General features: G+C 68.9%; 16 protein-coding genes. 10 read left to right on the top strand and 6 right to left on the bottom strand.

Going from position 1 to position 17,758, the window contains the following annotated elements; genetic code table 11:
- Positions 1-97: 97 nt before the first annotated feature.
- From SNE34_RS06600 to SNE34_RS06565, 8 genes are all read left to right on the top strand, one after another.
- Positions 98-994 (top strand): M15 family metallopeptidase, encoded by an 897-nt coding sequence (locus tag SNE34_RS06600; RefSeq protein ID WP_332615899.1) that lies wholly within the window; start codon positions 98-100, stop codon positions 992-994.
- Positions 995-1,117: 123 nt separating this feature from the next.
- On the top strand, positions 1,118-2,326 hold the full coding sequence (locus SNE34_RS06595; protein ID WP_332615897.1) for a PAAR domain-containing protein: 1,209 nt from the start codon (positions 1,118-1,120) through the stop codon (positions 2,324-2,326).
- Between the two features lie 4 nt (positions 2,327-2,330).
- Positions 2,331-2,843, top strand: a complete 513-nt coding sequence (locus SNE34_RS06590) for a hypothetical protein (RefSeq protein ID WP_332615896.1) — start codon at positions 2,331-2,333, stop codon at positions 2,841-2,843.
- Between the two features lie 83 nt (positions 2,844-2,926).
- The gene (locus SNE34_RS06585) at positions 2,927-3,391 is read left to right on the top strand and encodes a hypothetical protein (RefSeq protein ID WP_332615895.1); all 465 of its coding nucleotides are present in this window, start codon (positions 2,927-2,929) and stop codon (positions 3,389-3,391) included.
- A 36-nt stretch (positions 3,392-3,427) separates the two neighbouring features.
- Positions 3,428-4,918, top strand: coding sequence for a hypothetical protein (locus SNE34_RS06580; protein ID WP_332615894.1), 1,491 nt, complete (start codon positions 3,428-3,430; stop codon positions 4,916-4,918).
- Positions 4,919-4,937: 19 nt separating this feature from the next.
- Positions 4,938-8,711 (top strand): type VI secretion system membrane subunit TssM, encoded by a 3,774-nt coding sequence (tssM, locus tag SNE34_RS06575; RefSeq protein ID WP_332615892.1) that lies wholly within the window; start codon positions 4,938-4,940, stop codon positions 8,709-8,711.
- A complete protein-coding gene (tagF, locus tag SNE34_RS06570; protein WP_332615890.1) occupies positions 8,711-9,706 on the top strand; it encodes a type VI secretion system-associated protein TagF in 996 nt (331 codons plus the stop codon). The genes tssM and tagF overlap by 1 nt, the downstream gene beginning before the upstream one ends.
- A gap of 1 nt (position 9,707) precedes the next feature.
- Positions 9,708-10,526: an OmpA family protein gene (locus SNE34_RS06565; RefSeq protein ID WP_332615888.1), complete on the top strand. Its 819-nt coding sequence runs from the start codon at positions 9,708-9,710 to the stop codon at positions 10,524-10,526.
- Positions 10,527-10,544: 18 nt separating this feature from the next.
- Here the strand turns inward: SNE34_RS06565 and xth are convergent, their stop codons facing one another.
- Positions 10,545-11,315 carry an exodeoxyribonuclease III gene (gene xth / locus SNE34_RS06560; RefSeq protein WP_332615886.1) on the bottom strand — a complete coding sequence of 257 codons (771 nt, stop codon included), beginning with the start codon at positions 11,313-11,315 and terminating at the stop codon, positions 10,545-10,547.
- A gap of 66 nt (positions 11,316-11,381) precedes the next feature.
- Between xth and SNE34_RS06555 the strand changes: the two genes are divergently transcribed.
- Positions 11,382-11,918: a gamma carbonic anhydrase family protein gene (locus tag SNE34_RS06555; protein ID WP_332615883.1), complete on the top strand. Its 537-nt coding sequence runs from the start codon at positions 11,382-11,384 to the stop codon at positions 11,916-11,918.
- A gap of 10 nt (positions 11,919-11,928) precedes the next feature.
- Here the strand turns inward: SNE34_RS06555 and aroE are convergent, their stop codons facing one another.
- On the bottom strand, positions 11,929-12,774 hold the full coding sequence (gene aroE / locus SNE34_RS06550; RefSeq protein ID WP_332615880.1) for a shikimate dehydrogenase: 846 nt from the start codon (positions 12,772-12,774) through the stop codon (positions 11,929-11,931).
- Between the two features lie 84 nt (positions 12,775-12,858).
- Between aroE and SNE34_RS06545 the strand changes: the two genes are divergently transcribed.
- Positions 12,859-13,758 carry a TolB family protein gene (locus SNE34_RS06545; protein WP_332615878.1) on the top strand — a complete coding sequence of 300 codons (900 nt, stop codon included), beginning with the start codon at positions 12,859-12,861 and terminating at the stop codon, positions 13,756-13,758.
- A gap of 163 nt (positions 13,759-13,921) precedes the next feature.
- Here the strand turns inward: SNE34_RS06545 and hemB are convergent, their stop codons facing one another.
- The 4 genes from hemB to SNE34_RS06525 all read right to left on the bottom strand — a co-directional run bounded on the left by hemB (position 13,922) and on the right by SNE34_RS06525 (position 17,706).
- Positions 13,922-14,911, bottom strand: a complete 990-nt coding sequence (gene hemB, locus SNE34_RS06540; protein WP_332615876.1) for a porphobilinogen synthase — start codon at positions 14,909-14,911, stop codon at positions 13,922-13,924.
- Positions 14,912-14,949: 38 nt separating this feature from the next.
- A complete protein-coding gene (locus SNE34_RS06535; protein WP_332615874.1) occupies positions 14,950-15,198 on the bottom strand; it encodes a hypothetical protein in 249 nt (82 codons plus the stop codon).
- Positions 15,199-15,265: 67 nt separating this feature from the next.
- Positions 15,266-16,276 carry a chorismate transformation FkbO/Hyg5 family protein gene (locus SNE34_RS06530; protein ID WP_332615872.1) on the bottom strand — a complete coding sequence of 337 codons (1,011 nt, stop codon included), beginning with the start codon at positions 16,274-16,276 and terminating at the stop codon, positions 15,266-15,268.
- Complete coding sequence (locus SNE34_RS06525) at positions 16,273-17,706, bottom strand: NAD(P)/FAD-dependent oxidoreductase (protein WP_332615870.1); 1,434 nt, start codon at positions 17,704-17,706, stop codon at positions 16,273-16,275. Before SNE34_RS06525 ends, SNE34_RS06530 begins: the two co-directional genes overlap by 4 nt.
- Positions 17,707-17,758 lie beyond the last annotated feature (52 nt).

The following is a 17,758-nucleotide window of genomic DNA, read 5'->3' as shown; positions in this document are numbered from 1 at the left end:
CCCGGCGCAGGCCGTGACGGTTCGCCGGCATTCTGCGGCGGGGCCCCGGGCGCGTCAATCGCAATGAACAATCGCATCGACCACGGACGGGTTTCGCATGATGGCGCTATGGATGGCGATCTTCTTTTCGGTGACGGCCGCGGTCGCGTGGCTGGCCTTGTTCCCGGCCGCACGCGATGGCGTGCTGGCCGGCGCCGATCGCCTGTTCGCCCGGCTGGCTGCGGTTCTGGGCCGTTGGGGCGCGCGGGCCGGTAACCGGGCCGCCGAGTCGTCGCAATCGGCACGCGCCAGCAGCCAGCGCGCGATGGACCTGTTCGGGCGCCATCGCAACCTGTTGCTGGCCGCCGCCGTGCTGCTGACGATCCCGCCACTGGTGATCCTGCAATTGCGCCAGCAGGTGACGCTGGACGGATTTGAAGGCGGCACCGCGGTCGCGTCCGACGGCCACGTGTTGGAACTGCTGCGCGGCGAGCGCCTGGCACCGCCGCCGGAGTTGCCGCCGGCGGTATTCGTCGCCGCCGAGGCCGAGTTGTTGCGCAGTGCCGGCACCGTCGCGTCGGCCGGCGAGGCGCCGCAGGCGATCTCCGGCGCCGACCGCAAGTGGAACCGCATCGACCCGGCGTTCCAGCAACGCGTGCTGGCGATCTACCAGGTCATGCGCGAGCAATACGGTTACCAGATGGTGCTGGTCGAGGGCTATCGCAGCCCCGAACGGCAGGCCGCGCTGGCCCGCAAGGGCGGTAGCACGACGCGCGCCGGCGCCGGCCAAAGCTGCCACCAGTACGGACTGGCGGTCGACAGCGCGCTGTACCGCGACGGCAAGCTGCAATGGGACATGGGCGACGCGTGGACCAGGCGTGGCTACTTCCTCTACGGCCGCCTGGCCCAGGAGGCCGGGCTGGAGTGGGGCGGTAGCTGGCGCAGCATCAAGGACTACGTACACCTGGAGTTGAAGACCGCCTGTCGCGAGGCCCGCCGCGCCGCCGGTCACTGACGCCGTTGCGCCACGCGGTATGACCGGCCCGGGTGATAAACCCCCGCCAGTCCTGTTATCGTTGGCGGTGGCAATTGGATGCCACTCGCCCCGACGGGGCCCGCCAGCAGGGAGCACGGCCAGATGTCCAAGCCTTTCATCGTCGTCGGCGACAAGATCGACCATGGCGGCGCCGTGGTCAGCAGCACCGCGACCACCGACATCAACGGCCTGCCGGTCGCCCGCATCAGCGACAAGGTCGCCTGCAGCCTGCACGGCGATACCGTGATCGTGTCCGGCGATCCGACCACCATCATCGACGGCCAGCCGGTCGCCCGCCACGGCGACAAGACCGCGTGCGGGGCGACGCTGATCGCGGCATCCCAGGTTCAGGTGTTTCTTGACTCCGGTGGCGGTGGTGGTGGCTCGGGTGACTCCGGCAATCAGGCCGCGAGCGCCGCGAAGCCAGCTTCGGCTGTTCCGGCTACCTCGCCAACGGCGGCCAACGAAGACACCGTCACGCAAGCCGCCGAGTACGACGAGCAGTTCCAGTTCGTCAATGCCAATGGCGCCAAGCTCACCGGGGTGTATTACCGCCTTGAGCTGGAGAATGGAGCGGTGCTTCAGGGCACGACCGACGCAGAAGGCAAGACGGGTCGCGTCACCACCGATCAGCCGTTCCGGGTCGTGAGCGCAGAGCTCAAGGCGGCGAAAACCTCTTGCTGCCGCCTGCACGCTTCACAAACCACCAGCGCGTCGCTGCCGCTGCAGGTCAGCGCGACGACCAATGCGAACCAACTGGGTAGCTCGGTGCAGCAAGTCGCCACTCCGGCAGGCGACGCGCGCGGCCTGACTTCGGGTGAAATCGCGATGGCGCGCCTGTTGTTCGCCGACTCGATCGACTACAGCAGGGTAAAGGTCCACAACGGCGAGTACCTGTGGTTCGGCATGCAGCCCGACGACACGGCAATGACGCCCAATGGCGAGATCTACTTCAATCCGGATTACTTCACGGAAGATTTCGCGGGTCCAAGCTTGCGTAACGAGCGTTGGTTCATGCACGAGATGGTTCATGTCTGGCAGCACCAACTCGGTTACGCGGTCAAGACCAGGGGTGCCGTTCGTTTGGGGCTCTCCTACGCTTATACCCTCGATGTCGGCAAGCGCCTTGGCGATTACAACATGGAGGCGCAGGGAAACATTCTCGCGGATTACTTCCTCCTGAAGTTCAGGAAAGCACCCGCGTTCTTGTATGAGAAAAAATACACGAGCGATCCCGTGGCGATTTCCCTGTATGAGACGGTTCTAGCCGAATTCCTGAGCGACCCAGCCAATGCAAACAACCTGCCCTGACTACATGCGCCTCTCACTTGTCGTGATGCTCGCGCTTGCCGCTGGCGGTTGTGACGCCAAGCAGCGGATGCTCGACGCGGTGGTGCGCCAATCGGGGCAGCTGCCGTGTTTCAGCGTGCCCACTGAAAGTTTGAGGGACAAGGACGAACTGACGGTTGCAGGCATCCAGGTCTCTGAACTTGATGAGCGGGAGCAGGTGCGCGGGACCACCTGGACGGGTGACTTCACCCTAAGCGAGCCACCGACCCTGCTATCTCCCGAAACCTGCATTCCTTACGGCACCCTTGAGTCCGGCCGCACCGTTGGGCCGTTGATTCCGATCGAGCCCGGCCGGCATTACACGGTATTCATCAACGCACACGTGCGACGGGGTGAGGAGTGGCAGAACCGTAGCTACAGCGGCTACTTCTGCGTAGCGAAGGACGCCATGCAGCGTCATCTGGTCCGTGAAGTCCAATGGGACAAGGCATTGGGGCGTCGTCGCTGGGATGGGTGCGGACAGGTGAGTCTGCCATGAGGTCCGCAGCGGCTGCTGCCATTCGCTTGTTGACTGCCATCCTTCTCATGCTTTTCGCTCAAGGTAGTCACGCTCGTCAGCAGATGTATGACGCCAAGGTGCGGGACGTCGAAGGACGGCCATGCTTTAGCGTGAGCAGGCAGGACTTCGGCCAGGATGAAAAAGTACGCGTCGCCGCGATCGAGGTCTCGGGGGTCACGGTACTCGGCGCCGTTACGTCAACCCGATGGCTTGCCGGGTTTGTCGACAGCATTCCCGCGTTGTCGGTAACTCCGTCGACCTGCATCGTCTATGGCAAGCCCGAGGTTGAGTATCACGGGGAAGAGGCAAAGTCGCTCGAGCCCAGTGTGCGCTATGCCTTGGGCATGAATGCCCATGTCTTTCGCGAACAGCGTTGGCAGAACCGGAGGTTCCAGGCGTACTTCTGTATTGCGGGCGATCGGTCCGCTAGTCCACGCGTGCGACAGGTGGAATGGGACGAGCAGAGCAAGCGGTGGCGCTGGGATGTGTGTGCTCTGGTTGGTGCGCATCCGGGGAGCGAGCCGTAGTCCGCTGGGACCCTTGGGCGAGTTATGACGATGGGGATGATCATTCGCAGAATGCTGGCTGCGCTGCTGCTGTTCGCGGCGGTGTGGTTCGCGGTGGTGCTGTATTGGCAGGCCAGCGACGCCAACCCGAGCGCGGGCGATTTGGCGGTCTGGCTGCTGGGTTTGCCGCTGGCGCTGCTCGGCGGGTTCTGGCTGCTGCGCTGGGGCATCCGCCGTCGGCGCGAGGCGCAGGCGGCGTCACCGATGGTCGCTGCCGGCGACGATGAGTCGTCGCCGGTCGACAACGGCCCGCAGCCGGACCGAATCATTCATTTGCTTGCCGGCGCCGTGTGGCTGCGCGCCGGCGCCGGCGGCGAAGCCGTGGCCGAGGCGCTGGCCAAGCCGGAACGGCCGTCGCTGCACCCACAGCTGAAAGATGCGCTGGGCCTGCCGGTGTTCGCCGCCGCGGTCGAGGATCTCGATCCGGCCGCAGTCGAGGCGCCGTTGCGTGCGGCCGATCCGGACGCGTTCGAGCGGGTGTTCGGCGAAGAAAGCCTGCGCGCGATTGCGCTACTCGATCCGGTGGCCGAGGAGTTGCTGCTGACTGCGCTGCTGCCGGCGCCGGTCGAAGTCGTCGCGGACCCGCACGGCGCCACGTTGCATCCCCATGCGATGCATCACTCGCGATCCGTACGCGCGGCCGCGCCGGCTGCGGCGCCGCCAGTGTTGCAGATACGGCTGCTGCTGCCGCGGGCCTGGGGGCCGACCGCGCGCCAGGCCAGCGGCGACTGGTTGCGGGCCAAGGCTGCGGCGATTGGCTATGCCCAGCACCAGTTCGAGATCGAGGTGATGCCGGTGGCCAGCGGCAACGACAGCTGGCGCCTGTTCGATCAGCTCGCCCAAGCACATGCGCGCGACGGTGGTGACGACCGCCAGTTGCTGTTGGCCGCGCATTCGGCGATCGGCGAGGCCAGCATCGAGCGCCTCGACGCACGCCGCGAACTGCTGGTCAGCGGCCACCCCGAAGGCCTGATCCCGGGCGAAGGCGCCGCCGGCCTGCTGTTCGGCCATGCGGTCACGCCACACGACCCCGACGCACCGCCGCTGCGCCTGCACCGACTATTGAGCGGCCAGGCCGGCCAGGGCCGCGGCGCCAGTCGCCAGGCCGCCGAGCTGCTGCAACACGCGATGACCACCGCCGCGCAGCCGGCCGAGGCGATCGTGGCGGTGTTCAGCGACGCCGACCACCGCCCAAGCCGCGCGATCGAGATCGCCGGCGCGATCGCCGCGACCCTGCCCGAACTCGATCCGGTCGACGACGCCCGCCACCTCGGTCTGGTCTGCGGCGACCTCGGTGCGGTCGCGCCGCTGGCGCTGCTGGCCGCCGCCGCCGCGCAGGCCGCGCAGGCCGATGCGCCGGTGCTGGTGTTCGGCCTCGCCGACCCGCAGGCACGAATCGCGCTGGCGCTGTCGCCAGCCGCCGTCGACGTCGACGACCAACCCCCCAATCCCGCCGAGGCCGCAACCGCGGTCGTGGCCACCGCTTGATGACGATGGAAGTGTTTGGATGAGCAGTTTCTGGATGAACCTTCGCTACTGGTTGATGGACTACCGCGTGCTCGCCGCGCTCGGCATCGCTGCCGCGGCGGCGGTCGCCTACTTCGGCATTGACGGCCTGATGGCCGTGGGCGGCTGGCTGCTGGTCGCGGTGATCGCCGCGCTGGCGCTGTGGCTGCTGGTGGTGATCGTGCGCAAGCTGCTGGCGGTGCGCGCGGCCAAACGCATCGACAACATGGTCGCCGAGCAGGCCGACCAGGCCGTCAGCAGCGCCGGCGCTTCCGGCAACCCAGCCGCGCGCGCCGACGCCGAGATCCTGCGCGAACGCATGGGCGAGGCGGTCAAGGCGATCAAGTCGTCCAAGCTCGGCCAGATGAAGGGCAGCGCCGCGCTGTACGAGTTGCCGTGGTACGTGATCATCGGCAACCCGGCGGCCGGCAAGAGCACCGCGATCCTCAACTCCGGCCTGCGTTTCCCGTTCGAGGACAACCGCAGCAACGTCATCCACGGCCTCGGCGGTACCCGCAATTGCGACTGGTACTTCACCACCGAAGGCATCGTGCTCGACACCGCCGGACGCTATTCGGTCAGCGCCGAGGACCGGCTGGAGTGGCTGACCTTCCTCGACCTGCTGAAGAAAAACCGCCCGCGCGCGCCGATCAACGGCGTCATCATCGCCGCCTCGATCGCCGAGCTGTCGGGCAGCAAGCCCGAGTTCGCGATCGACCTGGCCAAGAACCTGCGCCAGCGCGTGCAGGAACTGACCGAGCGACTGGAAGTGCACGCGCCGGTCTACGTGGTGTTCACCAAGGCCGACCTGATCTCCGGCTTCAGCGACTTCTTCCGCGGCCTCGATCCGGCCGAACGCGAGAATGCCTGGGGCGCGACCCTGCCCTTCGACGTCAACGGCGAGACCGATGCGCTTGCCGCGTTCGACAGTCACTTCGACGAGTTGTCCGACGGTCTGCGCGAGATGAGCCTGGCGCAGATGGCGATGAGCCGCGGCCGCGAGGTCGGCCCGGGCCTGCTGACGATGCCGATGGAGTTCGCCGGCATCAAGCCGGCGCTGCGCACCTTCATCGCGACCCTGTTTGAGGAAAACCCCTACCAGTTCAAGCCGGTGTTCCGCGGCTTCTATTTCACCAGCGCGCTGCAGGAAGGCGTGGCGGTGCAGCCGGCGTCCGAACGCGTCGGCCGCCAGTTCGGCCTGGCCGCGCGCGCCAACCTCGGCGAGGCGTTGCCGCCCAACGACAGCAGCTACTTCCTGCTCGGCCTGTTCCGCAAGGTGATCTTCGCCGACAAGCAACTGGTGCGGCAGTACTCCAACCCGAGCCGGACCAAGCTGCGCTACGCCGCGTTCCTCGGCGCGGTGCTCGCGCTCGGCGTCGCCCTGACCGGCTGGACCTGGTCGTACACCAGCAACCAGCAACTGGTCGCCGACGTGCGCGCCGACCTCGACAAGGCAGTGGCAATGCAGGAAGGCAAGGTCGGCCTTCAGTCGCGGGTCGAGGCCTTGCTGGTGCTGCAGGACCGGTTGGAACAGCTGCAGGCCTGGCGCGACGACCACCCGCTGAGCCTCGGCCTCGGCCTGTACCAGGGCGAGGCGATCGAGGCCAAGTTGCGCGAGGAATACTTCCACGGCATGCGCCAGCTGATGCTGGCTCCGGTCGGGACCAAGCTCGAAAGTTTCCTTGGCGAAGTCATCACGAAGCGCGGCGAGCTCAAGCCGCCCGCGGTAGCCGGCAGCGGCGAGGGCGCCGGTGATACCGCACGGGCCGAGGCCGGCGATCCCGGCCTGTACCAGGATGCCTCACCGACCGATTCGCAGGACGCCTACAACGCGCTCAAGACCTACCTGATGCTGGGCGACCGCACGCGGGTGGAGGCGACCCACCTCAGCGACCAGCTGACACGCTTCTGGCGCGGCTGGCTGGAAGCCAACCGCGGGGCGATGCCACGCGAGGACATGCTGCGCGCGGCCGGTCGGCTAATGACGTTCTACGTGCAGCAGGCGGAGAGCGCCGACTGGCCGCAGCTGCAGACCAAGTACAGCCTGGTCGACGACAGCCGCCAGGCGCTCAAACAGGTAATGAAGGGCACCCCGGCGCGCGACCGTGTGTACGCGCAGATCAAGGCGCGCGCGGCGACCCGCTTCAGCCCGGTCACCGTCGCGGCCTTGCTCGGCGAGGACGCGGCCAGGCACGGCGCGATAACCGGCAGCCACCAGATCCCCGGCACCTTTACCCGCAAGGCGTGGGAGGACTACGTCGAGGACGCGATCAAGGAAGCGGCCAACACCGAGCTGTCGAGCACCGACTGGGTGCTGGAAGCGACCGTGCAGAACGACCTGACCCTGGCCGGCAGCCCGCAGCACATCGCCAAGGAGCTGACCGCGCTGTACAAGGCCGACTACGCGCGCGAATGGAACCGGTTCCTGCAGGGCGTCAGCGTCGCCCGCTTCGACACCTTCGAGGACGCGGTCGCGCAGATGAACCGCCTCGGCGACCCGGCCAACTCGCCGCTGCGCACGCTGCTCGAAGCGGTCAACCACGAGACCGTGTGGGACAACCCGGGTGCGCAGGGCGCGGTCGCCGGCGCGGCCAGGGGCGGTATCGTGGCCTGGTTCAACCGGGTCATCATGCGTCGCAACCCGACCTCGATCGCGGTCGAGGTCGATCCGGAAACCGGACGGAAGGTCTCGGTCGCCGCCGGCCCGATCGGCCAGCGCTTCGACGGCCTGGCCAGGCTGCTGGTCGAACGCGACGGCAACCCGGCGCTGCTGGGCCAGTATTTCGAGGCACTCGGCAAGGTCCGCAGCCGCTTCAACGCGATCAAGACCCAGGGCGACCCGGGCCCGGGCGCGCGGCAGCTGATGCAGCAGACCCTCGACGGCGAGGGCTCCGAACTGGCCGCCGCGCTGACTCTGGTCGACGAGCGCATGCTCAACGGCCTCGCCGAGGAACAGCGCAAAACCCTGCGGCCGCTGCTGTTGCGGCCGCTGATCCAGAGCTTCGCGGCGCTGGTGCGGCCGACCGAGGGCGAGCTCAACCGCACCTGGACCGCGCAGGTGTACCAGCCGTTCGAGACCGGCATTGGCCAGAAATACCCGTATGCGCCGGATGCGACCGTCGAAGCCGCGTCCGCCGACATCGAGCGGATCTTCGGCAGCGCCGGCGCGATCGCCAAGTTCGGCGAGGCCGCGCTCGGCTCGCTGGTGATCCGCCGCGGCAACAGCCTGACTCCGCGCCAGTGGGCCGACATCGGCATCAACCTGCGTCCGGAGCTGGTCGCCAACTACGGCCGCTGGGTCGGTGCCAGCGCCGCCGCCGACGGCCCGACGATGGTGATCCAGTTGCTGCCGCTGGGCGCGCGCGGCCGCGAGTACACGGTCAACATCGACGGCCAGCAGATGCGCTACCGCAACACCCCGCCGCAGTGGACCACCTTCCAGCTGCCCGGCCAGGGCGTGCCGGGGGTGCGGATCACCGCGGTCACCGGCGACGGCCGCACGGTCGACGTGTTCACCCACGCCGGCGACGGCGCGATGGCACAGATGTACGCCGCTGCCGAGAAGAAGGCGCTCGGCAAGCAGCACTACCAGCTGACCTGGACCGGCGGCGGTGCCAGCGTCTCGGTGGAGCTGCGCATCGTCTCCGTGATCCAGCCCAACAGCGGTTCCAACGACGCGCTCGGTCTGCAGTTGCCGGCGCTGGTGGCGGGGGCGACCCCGGTGCCGTCGAGTGGTACCGCTGCGAGCACCGCGACCGCGGCCGGGAGCCAGTGATGGTTGCCGTCGAGACCGCGTTCGCGCTGAGCTACTTCGGCAAGCTGCCCAGCCGCGGCGATTTCGTCCGCACCCCGGAGAACCACCAGTTGATGGTGATGCTCGACCGCTGGGCCGGCGGCGGGCTGGAACTGCTGGCGACCGACCCGGGCTGGAAGCAGCTCTACGACGAGGCGCCGCCGCTGCATTTCGCGTTCCTGGGTTCGCGCAGCAAGCTGGCGATCGGCGGCCACTTCCTGCCCAGCCGCGATGCCTCGCAGCGGCGCTTCCCGTTCCTGACCGCGACCCGCTTCGAGGTCACCCAGCCGCTGGCGTTCATCGCCCGCAGCCCGCTGGCGCTGTCGCGGCTGTGGACCAGCCTGGCCCGACTCGGCCAGCAGGCGGTCATGGCCGAGGACGCCACCGAGGTCCTTCGCACGCTCGGCGAAACCCGCGTCACCATCAGTCCCGAGCCGCAGGTCTACGACGCCCCGTTCAACGACTTCATCGACCTGCAGGACATTGGCTCGCTGCAGGACCTGTTGCGCCAGTCCGGCCATCCGCAGTTGCACCTGCGCTGGCTGATCCCGGCGCTGGGGCTGCTGATGCAGCCGCTGGTCGCCGGTGGCGCCGGCCAGATCGACAAGGGCCTGGCGCTGCCGCTGCCGCGCGACGCGCTGTACCGGCCGCTGGTCGCGGCGTTCTGGCTCGACCTGGTCGGCGGTTTCCTCGGCCGTTCCGATTTCGAGCTGATGCTGCTGGTGCGCGACGGCATCGGCGAGGTCGGCCCGCAGCTGCTGATCGGCTTCAACGGCGCCGACGGCCGCACCGTGCAGGCCGCGCTCGACCCGCAGATCGGAGCCGAGCGGATCATCCGTGTCGACGACGCCGAGTGGGTCGACGACCAGATCGGCGGCGACTACGCGCTCAACAAGCTGGTCAGTTACATCGAGCACGACGACCTGTCGTTGCGCGTGGCCCGCAAGGCGTTCAACGAGACCTTCCTCGGAACCTGACATGCAAGCAAGCAATCGTTCGATCCCGTCCCTCCCGCCCCTCGCCGCGCTGCTGGCGCTGAGCCTCTCGGCGGCACTCGTCGCAGCGCCCGCGTCGGCGCAGGTCGCCACCGTATCGGTCGACGCCACCAAGCCGGTGATCGCCGCCGGCACCGTCCCCGACGAAGCCACCAAGGCGGCGGTGCTCGGCCGCCTGCGCGAGTTGTACGGCGCCCAGCGCGTGGTCGACCGGATCGAGGTCGACGCGGTGATCGCGCCGCCGAACTGGCGCGAACGGGTGGTCGCGATGCTCGGCCCGGACCTGCAGCAGGTCTCCGGCGGCGAGCTGAAGATCGACGGCAACAGCGTGCGCATCAGTGGCCAGGTCGGCAACGAGGCCGAGCGCCAGCAGGTCACCAGCGCGCTGGCGACCGCCGCCGGTCCGAGCTACCTGGTCAAGAACGCCCTGCGCGGCGGTGGCAATGCCAAGCAGGACCTGCTCGACCAGGCCCTGGCCGACCGCATCATCGAGTTCCAGAGCGGCAGCGCGACCCTGACCCCGACCGGAACGGCGATCCTCGACGAGATGGTGGTCGCGCTGCAGCAGGTCGGCGACCAGCAGGTGCAGGTGATCGGCCATACCGACGATGTCGGCCGGCGTGAGGCCAACGTCGCCCTGAGCCTGCAACGCGCAATAGCGGTCAAGGCCTATCTTGAGGGCCACGGCGTCGCCGCCGACAACCTCAGCGTGCAGGGTTTTGGACCGGACCGGCCGATCGCGGACAACACCACCGACGCGGGCCGCGCGCGCAATCGCCGGATCGAATTCCGGGTGTTGTAGCCCGCGCGGGCGCCGGCCTCAGCCGGCCAGTTCGACCCACGCCGGTGCGTGGTCGCTCGGCCGCTCCCAGCTACGCGGCTCGCGGTCGATGCCGGCGCCGCTGCAGCGCGTGCGCAGCGCCTCCGACACCAGGGTCAGGTCGATCCGCAAACCGAGGTTGCGGCGGAACGCGGCCTGCCGGTAGTCCCACCAGCTGAACACCCCGGCGTCGTCGTGGTGCAGGCGGAAGGCGTCGTGCAGGCCGAGGTCGAGCAGCCGCTGCAGGGCGGTACGTTCGGCGGCCGAGGTCAGGATGTGGTACTCGTTCCAGACCTCCGGGTCGTGCACGTCGCGGGCGTCCGGGGCGATGTTGAAGTCGCCCAGCACCACCAGCTGCGGGTGGCGCTGCAGCTCGTCGGCGACCCAGTCGTGCACCGCGTCGAGCCAGCGCAGCTTGTAGGCGTACTTGTCGGTGCCGACATCCTGGCCGTTGACCACGTACAGGTTGATCACCCGCACGCCGCCGACGGTTGCCGCGATCACCCGCTTCTGCTCGTCGTCGAAACCGGGGATGCCGATCTGCACGTCGGTCGCCGGCTCGCGCGAGAGGATCGCGACGCCGTTGTAGGTCTTCTGCCCGGCGAAGACGCTGCGATAGCCGAGCCCGACCAGCTCGGTATCGGGGAAGCGCGGATCGTCGAGTTTGGTTTCCTGCAGCCCGACCACGTCGGGCACGGCACTGGCGAGCCACTGCTGCAGGTGCGGCAGGCGGACGTTGAGCGAATTGACGTTCCAGCTGGCGATTTTCATCGGCGCAGTTTAGCGGGCGGGGCGCGCGCACCGACGGGAACCGGCGCGCGCAGGTAAAATCGACGCATGAACATCCGCCCCTTCCTCGAACACACCCCCATCCTCGGCGCCCGCGTCTACGTCGATCCCGCCGCCACCGTGATCGGTCAGGTCGTCCTTGGCGACGACGTCTCGATCTGGCCCGGCTGCGTGGTCCGCGGCGACGTCAACGCGATCGAGATCGGCGCGCGCACCAACGTCCAGGACGGCACCATCGTCCACGTCACCCACGAGGGGCCGTTCACCCGACCCGGTGGCTTCCCGACGGTGATCGCCAACGACGTCACCATCGGCCACGGCGCGATCATCCACGCCTGCCGGCTGGAGGAGTTCTGCCTGGTCGGGATGGGCGCGACCGTGCTCGATGGCGCGGTGGTGTCGCGTTACGGCTTCGTCGGCGCCGGCGCGGTGGTGTCGCCTGGCAAGACCGTCGGCGAGGCCGAGCTGTGGCTGGGCAGCCCGGCGCGCTTCGTGCGCAAGCTCAAGGACCGCGAGATCGAGCAACTGCAGTACAGCGCGCAGCACTACATGCGGCTGAAGGACCAGTACCTGCAGATGGGATGACGCCGGGCGATCAGCCCGGCACGGCGAGAGCCGACTCGCGCGCGCGCAACGCGGCGTACACCGCGTCGGCATCCGGCCGCACGCCATGCCAGCACTTGAAACTCTCCGCCGCCTGCTCGACCAGCATGCCGAGGCCGTCGATCGTGTGGTCGGCGCCCGAGGCACGCGCCCACGACAGGAAAGCGATCGCGGCCTCGCCGTAACCGAGGTCGACGACATCGCAACGCGGCGCGATCAGCGACCCGGGCAAGGGCATGTCCTCGCCGCTATGCCCGATCGAGGTGGCGTTGATGATCAGGTCGAACGAACCGATCGTGCCGAGGTCGCGGAAATAGCGCGGATGCACCCGCATCGGCTCGCCCAGCGCGTCGGCCAGCGCATCGGTGCGATCGCCGCTGCGGTTGACGATGAACAGGTCGGCGATGCCGGCGTCGAGCAGCGCCGGGGCGACCCCGTGGGCGGCGCCGCCGGCACCGATCAGCAGCACCTTGCGCGAACGCAGGTCCTGGCCGTGGCGGTCGGTGAGGTCGCGCACCAGGCCGACGCCGTCGGTGTTGTCGCCATCCCAGCCGGTGGCGGTGCGGATCAGGGTGTTGACCACGCCGGCGCGGCGCGCTCGGTCGCTGAGGTTGCCGCAGATGGCGGCCGCGCGGCGCTTGTGCGGCAGGGTGACGTTGGCACCGGCGCCACCGTGGGCGGCGTGCTCGGCGAGCACGGCGTCGAAGGCGTCCGGAGCGGCGTCGATCGCGACGTACTCGAGCGGAATGCCGGCCTGCCGCGAGAACGTGGCATGGATGAAGGGCGACAACGAATGGGCGACCGGGTGGCCGATCACGGCATAGCGCGGAATGGGCATGGCGACCTCGCTTAGACTGGGGCGATTCGGCCATGGCGGCGATACCGCCGTGGCAACGACAACGCGTATCAAGGGAGACGTACGATGCACGCACGCGCGGCCTTGCTGGCCTCCAGTCTACTCGCCGGCCTGTTAACCGCGGGCTCCGCGGCGGCATGGCTGGCGGAGTTCGGCATCGAGGGCATGCGGGTGGTATCGACCAAAGCCAGCGAGGTCCGCGCCAGCGTCAGCCCGGACGGGCAGCGGATCGCCTGGGGCAGCACCGACCGCGAAGGCGGCGCCGGTGGCTGGGACCTTTGGCAGGCGCGGCTGAAGGATGGCCGCTGGCAGGATGCGCAACCGTTGGCGGTCAACTCGGACGGCAACGACTTCGACCCGATGTTCAGCGCCGACGGCCGCTGGCTGTACTTCTTCTCCAACCGCGAAGGCGGCGTCGGCGGCGATGACCTGTACCGCGCCGCGGTCCGCGGCGCCGGCTATGGCGCGGTCGAGAACCTCGGCGTCGGCGTCAACAGCGTTGGCGACGAGTGGGCACCGACCCCGAGTGCCGATGGACGGCATCTGCTGTTCGCCAGCGACGGCCACGGCGGCGCCGGTGGCCACGACCTGTTCGTCGCGCGCTGGGACGGCAAGGCGTTCGCCGCGCCGCGCGCGCTGGCGGCAATCAACACCGATGCCGATGAGTTCGATGCCGCCTGGCTGGGCGACGGCAAGGCGATCGTGTTCGCGCGGTCGGACGATGTCGAGGAAGACCCGGTCCAGCTGCAACTCGCGCAATGCGATGGACGTCGTTACGCCGACGCGGCGCCGCTGCAACTGTCGTTCAACACCGACGAGGGCACCACGCTGGGCCTGGTGGTCGACTGGAACAAGCCTGGCGAGTTGCTGGTCAGCGGCAGTGCGAAATCGCCGCGCGCGGGCAAGCTGGACATCTACCGGATGAAATCGCCGGCGGTGACCGGTCGCGCCGGTTGCGTCGAATAGCCGGGCTACCGCGCGCTGATCGTTTGCGGGTGCGCGGCGATACCGTTTTGGCGCGCGCTCTTGTAGGAGCGGCTTTAGCCGCGATCGGATAATTGGTCGCCCGTGCCGATTCCGGATCGCGGCTAAAGCCGCTCCTACAAAAAACCGAAAGTGGCGCGGAAATTCACGCCTCGCGCAACCACCGTGCCGCGTCCAGCGCGAAATAGCTCAACACCCCGTCCGCCCCCGCTCGCTTGATGCTCGTCAACGCCTCCAGCGCGCAGCCACGCCCGTCGAGCCAACCATTCGCCGCGGCCGCCTTCAGCATCGCGTACTCGCCGCTGACCTGGTAGACGAACGTCGGCACACCGAACTCGTCCTTCACCCGGCGCACGATGTCGAGGTAGGGCATCCCTGGCTTGATCATCACCATGTCGGCGCCCTCGTCGAGGTCGAGTGCGACCTCGTGCAGCGCCTCGTCGGAATTTGCCGGGTCCATCTGGTAGGTCTTCTTGTCGGCCTTGCCGAGCGCCCCGGCCGAGCCGACCGCGTCGCGGAACGGGCCGTAGAACGCGCTCGCGTACTTGGCCGAGTAGGCGAGGATGCGGGTGTGGATGTGGCCCGCGACCTCCAGTGCCCCACGGATCTGGCCGATCCGCCCGTCCATCATGTCGCTGGGGGCGACCACGTCGGCGCCGGCGGCGGCATGCGACAGCGCCTGCTTGACCAGTACCTCGACGGTCTCGTCGTTGATGACGTGGCCGTTGTCGTCGAGCAGGCCGTCCTGCCCGTGGCTGGTATACGGGTCAAGCGCGACGTCGGTGATCACCCCGAGTTCGGGGAAGCGCTGTTTCAGCGCCCGCACCGCGCGCTGGCACAGGCCGTCGTCGTCCCAGGCTGCGGCGGCGTCGAGCGACTTGGCTTCCGGCGCGGTTACCGGGAACAGCGCCAATGCCGGGATTCGCAGCTCGCTGGCCTGCTCGGCGACCTTCAGCAGCTCGTCGATCGACAGCCGCTCGATGCCGGGCATCGAGCCGATCGCCTCACGGCCGGCCAGCTCGTGCACGAATACCGGGTAGATCAAGTCGCTGGCGGTCAGGACCGTCTCGCGCATCAACCGGCGTGAGAACTCGTCGCGGCGCATCCGCCGCGGGCGCGTATAGGGGTGGCTCATGGGGCGGCATTCTACGCCGCCGGCGCGTCAGGCCGCGATCAGATGATCCCGCCGCCCAGGCTCAGTCGGACGATGCCGACGATGATCACGATGCCGTTGAGCACCAGCCCCGCCTTGGCCCGGCCGCGGTTCTCGCTGCGGGTCACGGCGATGCCGATCGCGGCGATGATCGCGCCGAGGGTCGCGAACGGGATCAGGAACCAGTTGCCCCAACCCAGCAAGGGGACCAGCGCGATCACCATCCACAGCATCGCGACCACGCCCCAGATCAGGCTGATCAGTCCCATTGCGTATCTCCCAAGCGTCGTATTGCGTAGCATCCATGGTCGCCCGCGAACCACGGTCGCGCACGGCTCAAAGGTCATGCACCCCGTCGATCTCGATCCGCAGCTCGCGCCGGCAGATGGCCGCGTGCAGCAGCAGCCGCGGCACCGCCGGGTCGAGCCGCTGGGCCAGTGCGGCTTCGACGTGCGCAAGCTCGTCGGCGTCGCGGACATAGACCTTCAACCGCGAGCCGGGGCCGAACCGGGTCGGCAGTTCCGGGCGCCGGGCGTGGGCGGCGGCGAGCAGGCTGTCGAGGTTGGCCAGGGTCTCGTCGAGCTGGGTCTCGACCGAATCGGCGTGCAGCGACTGGTGGCCGACGATCGCCGCGGTGCCCGACAGCAGCAGCGGCATCGCGCTGGCGGCCGGCGGCAGCATCGCCCGGGCGAAGCTCGGCGGCTGCGGACCGTACTGGCGGGGGTAGCGGTAGGCGCTGAGCTGGCGCGGGTTCTCCAGCGGGGTGCCGGGGGCCTTCGCGGCCAGCCAATAGACCTGCAGCCGGCGGCGGCCGTCGAGGCAGCCGATCGCGGTGGCCGCCGGCAACTGGCCGGCCTCGAACGTGCCAAGTCCGCGGGCGCGGCCGACGCAGAACTGCCGGTAACGCTCGTGGTCCTGCTCGCCGACGGTGATGCCGTCGAGGTAGTTCCAGATCCGCAGCAACTGCGGGTAGCCGCGCTGCGCGGTGAAGGCCAGCAGTTGCCGGTAGGCGGATTCGGCGGCGGCGCTGATGTCGTGCCCGCCGTCGGCCAACGCCGGTTCGTCCAGCTCGATCGCACCGAATTGCAGGGCGCCATCCTCGGCCCAGGCGATGTCGCCGTCGCGGCCATGGCGAACCGGGGCGCCGGTGCGCCAGACTTCCAGCGGCGCCGATCCGTGCGGTTGCAGCGGCACCCGGAGGTAGCGTGGGTCGTCGTGCAGCGGCGCGGCTTTGCCGAAACCGAATACGGCGAGCACCTCGTCACCCGCGAGCAATTGCGCCGGAGGCGCATCGACGTAGTCCACCGCCAGCCGCGGCGACGGTGCGAATGCCGGGGCCGCGCTCATTGCGCCGGATCCGTCAGCGCCGCGGCCGTCGTCGGCCGTGCGTCGACACGCTCCGGTTCGGCCTGCAGGGTATCGCCCGAGAAATCGACCCCGGCCTGGCGCCGCCGGTACCACCAGCCGCGCAAGGCCCGCGGCGCCATGGTCGCGGCCTTGATCGCGTAGATCAGCCGGAACACGCGCAGCCGCCAAATCACCGCGGGTGCATCGAACACGTCGCCGGCGAGCATCGACACCACCGCCTGCTCGACCTTGAACACGTTGCGCGGGCGCGCGAACAACGCCTTCATGGTCGGCGAGGTGAAGCGATAGATGAACCACTTGAACTCGTCGAGGCCGCGGCTGAGCTGCTTCTCCAGCGCCGCCAGCACCGCACGCTCGCGCGCCGGTTCGCGCAGCACCGCATCGACCGCGTCGGCGCCGCGCTCGGCGCCGTTCATCGCCAAGAACACCCCGGAGGAGAACATCGGGTCGACGAAGGTCCACGCATCGCCGAGCAGCATCCAGCCCGGCCCGCTCATCGCGCTGCAGTCGTAGGCGTAGTTGCCGGTGGCGTGGACCGGGGCGATCCGCACCGCGCCGCGCATCCGCTCGGCCGCCGCCGGCACCGAGTCCAGGGTCTGCTGCAGGAACGCCTCGCTGTCGCCGCGGCGCTGCTTGAGGTATTCCGGCGAACACACCGCGCCGACGCTGGTGACGCCGTCGCGCAGCGGGATCAGCCACAGCCAGCCGAACGGGTGGCGGATGATGCTGACGTTGCCGGCATCGTCGCCGGGACGGCGCTCAACCCCGGTGTAATGACTGAACAGCGCCGCCGACTGGTGCCGCGGATTGCGCCGCTTGAGCCCGAGCTTGCCGCCGAGGAACGCATCGCGACCGCTGGCATCGATCAGGTAGCGCGGGCGGAACTGCAGGGCGCCGTCCGGGCCACGCGCATGCACTTCTGTTGCGCCGTCGTTGAAATGGACCCGCTCGACCTTGACCTGCTCGCGCGCGTCGACGCCCTCGCTGCGGGCATGTTCGAACAACAACTGGTCGAACTCCTCGCGCTTGACGTGGAACGCATAGCCGTTCTCCGGATCGAGCGCGCGGGCGAACGGGAAGCTGTTGTAGCTGCCGTCGTCGATCGGGAAGTCGGCGCCGAGCTTGAGCACGCCGATTGCGCGGACCTGCTCGAGCACGCCGAGTCGCTCCAGGATCGGCATGTTCATCGGCAGCAGCGACTCGCCGATGTGGAAGCGCGGGTGCCGGGCCTTCTCCAGCAGGGTGACCCGCCAGCCCTTGCGCGCGAGCAGGGTGGCGACGGTCGAGCCGGCCGGGCCGCCGCCGATGACCAGCACGTCGGGGGTGGCGGGGGCGGGATGGGCCGGTCGGGTGGCGACAGCGGCGGGGTCGGCACCAGTTTCGGTGCCGGCGGAAGCGGATTCGATCATGGCGCCCATGATAACCCCGCGCCCTGCGCGCCCCGTCGCAGTTGCGCCGCGG

The organism is Novilysobacter erysipheiresistens, from assembly GCF_036663935.1.
Taxonomy (GTDB): domain Bacteria; phylum Pseudomonadota; class Gammaproteobacteria; order Xanthomonadales; family Xanthomonadaceae; genus Novilysobacter; species Novilysobacter erysipheiresistens.
The sequence above is the reverse complement of the archived record's forward strand: the minus strand, read 5'-3'. Positions and strand labels throughout refer to the sequence as shown.

What these genes read in the sequence shown, in the direction of transcription:
- SNE34_RS06580 (WP_332615894.1), top strand. Translation starts at nt 3,428, where the DNA reads ATGATCATTCGCAGAATGCTGGCTGCGCTGCTGCTGTTCGCGGCGGTG.
- SNE34_RS06595 (WP_332615897.1), top strand. Translation starts at nt 1,118, where the DNA reads ATGTCCAAGCCTTTCATCGTCGTCGGCGACAAGATCGACCATGGCGGC.
- xth (WP_332615886.1), bottom strand. Translation starts at nt 11,315, where the DNA reads ATGAAAATCGCCAGCTGGAACGTCAATTCGCTCAACGTCCGCCTGCCG.
- SNE34_RS06525 (WP_332615870.1), bottom strand. Translation starts at nt 17,706, where the DNA reads ATGATCGAATCCGCTTCCGCCGGCACCGAAACTGGTGCCGACCCCGCC.
- aroE (WP_332615880.1), bottom strand. Translation starts at nt 12,774, where the DNA reads ATGCCCATTCCGCGCTATGCCGTGATCGGCCACCCGGTCGCCCATTCG.
- SNE34_RS06585 (WP_332615895.1), top strand. Translation starts at nt 2,927, where the DNA reads ATGTATGACGCCAAGGTGCGGGACGTCGAAGGACGGCCATGCTTTAGC.
- tssM (WP_332615892.1), top strand. Translation starts at nt 4,938, where the DNA reads ATGAGCAGTTTCTGGATGAACCTTCGCTACTGGTTGATGGACTACCGC.
- SNE34_RS06565 (WP_332615888.1), top strand. Translation starts at nt 9,708, where the DNA reads ATGCAAGCAAGCAATCGTTCGATCCCGTCCCTCCCGCCCCTCGCCGCG.
- SNE34_RS06555 (WP_332615883.1), top strand. Translation starts at nt 11,382, where the DNA reads ATGAACATCCGCCCCTTCCTCGAACACACCCCCATCCTCGGCGCCCGC.
- hemB (WP_332615876.1), bottom strand. Translation starts at nt 14,911, where the DNA reads ATGAGCCACCCCTATACGCGCCCGCGGCGGATGCGCCGCGACGAGTTC.
- SNE34_RS06590 (WP_332615896.1), top strand. Translation starts at nt 2,331, where the DNA reads ATGCGCCTCTCACTTGTCGTGATGCTCGCGCTTGCCGCTGGCGGTTGT.
- SNE34_RS06600 (WP_332615899.1), top strand. Translation starts at nt 98, where the DNA reads ATGATGGCGCTATGGATGGCGATCTTCTTTTCGGTGACGGCCGCGGTC.
- SNE34_RS06535 (WP_332615874.1), bottom strand. Translation starts at nt 15,198, where the DNA reads ATGGGACTGATCAGCCTGATCTGGGGCGTGGTCGCGATGCTGTGGATG.
- tagF (WP_332615890.1), top strand. Translation starts at nt 8,711, where the DNA reads ATGGTTGCCGTCGAGACCGCGTTCGCGCTGAGCTACTTCGGCAAGCTG.
- SNE34_RS06545 (WP_332615878.1), top strand. Translation starts at nt 12,859, where the DNA reads ATGCACGCACGCGCGGCCTTGCTGGCCTCCAGTCTACTCGCCGGCCTG.
- SNE34_RS06530 (WP_332615872.1), bottom strand. Translation starts at nt 16,276, where the DNA reads ATGAGCGCGGCCCCGGCATTCGCACCGTCGCCGCGGCTGGCGGTGGAC.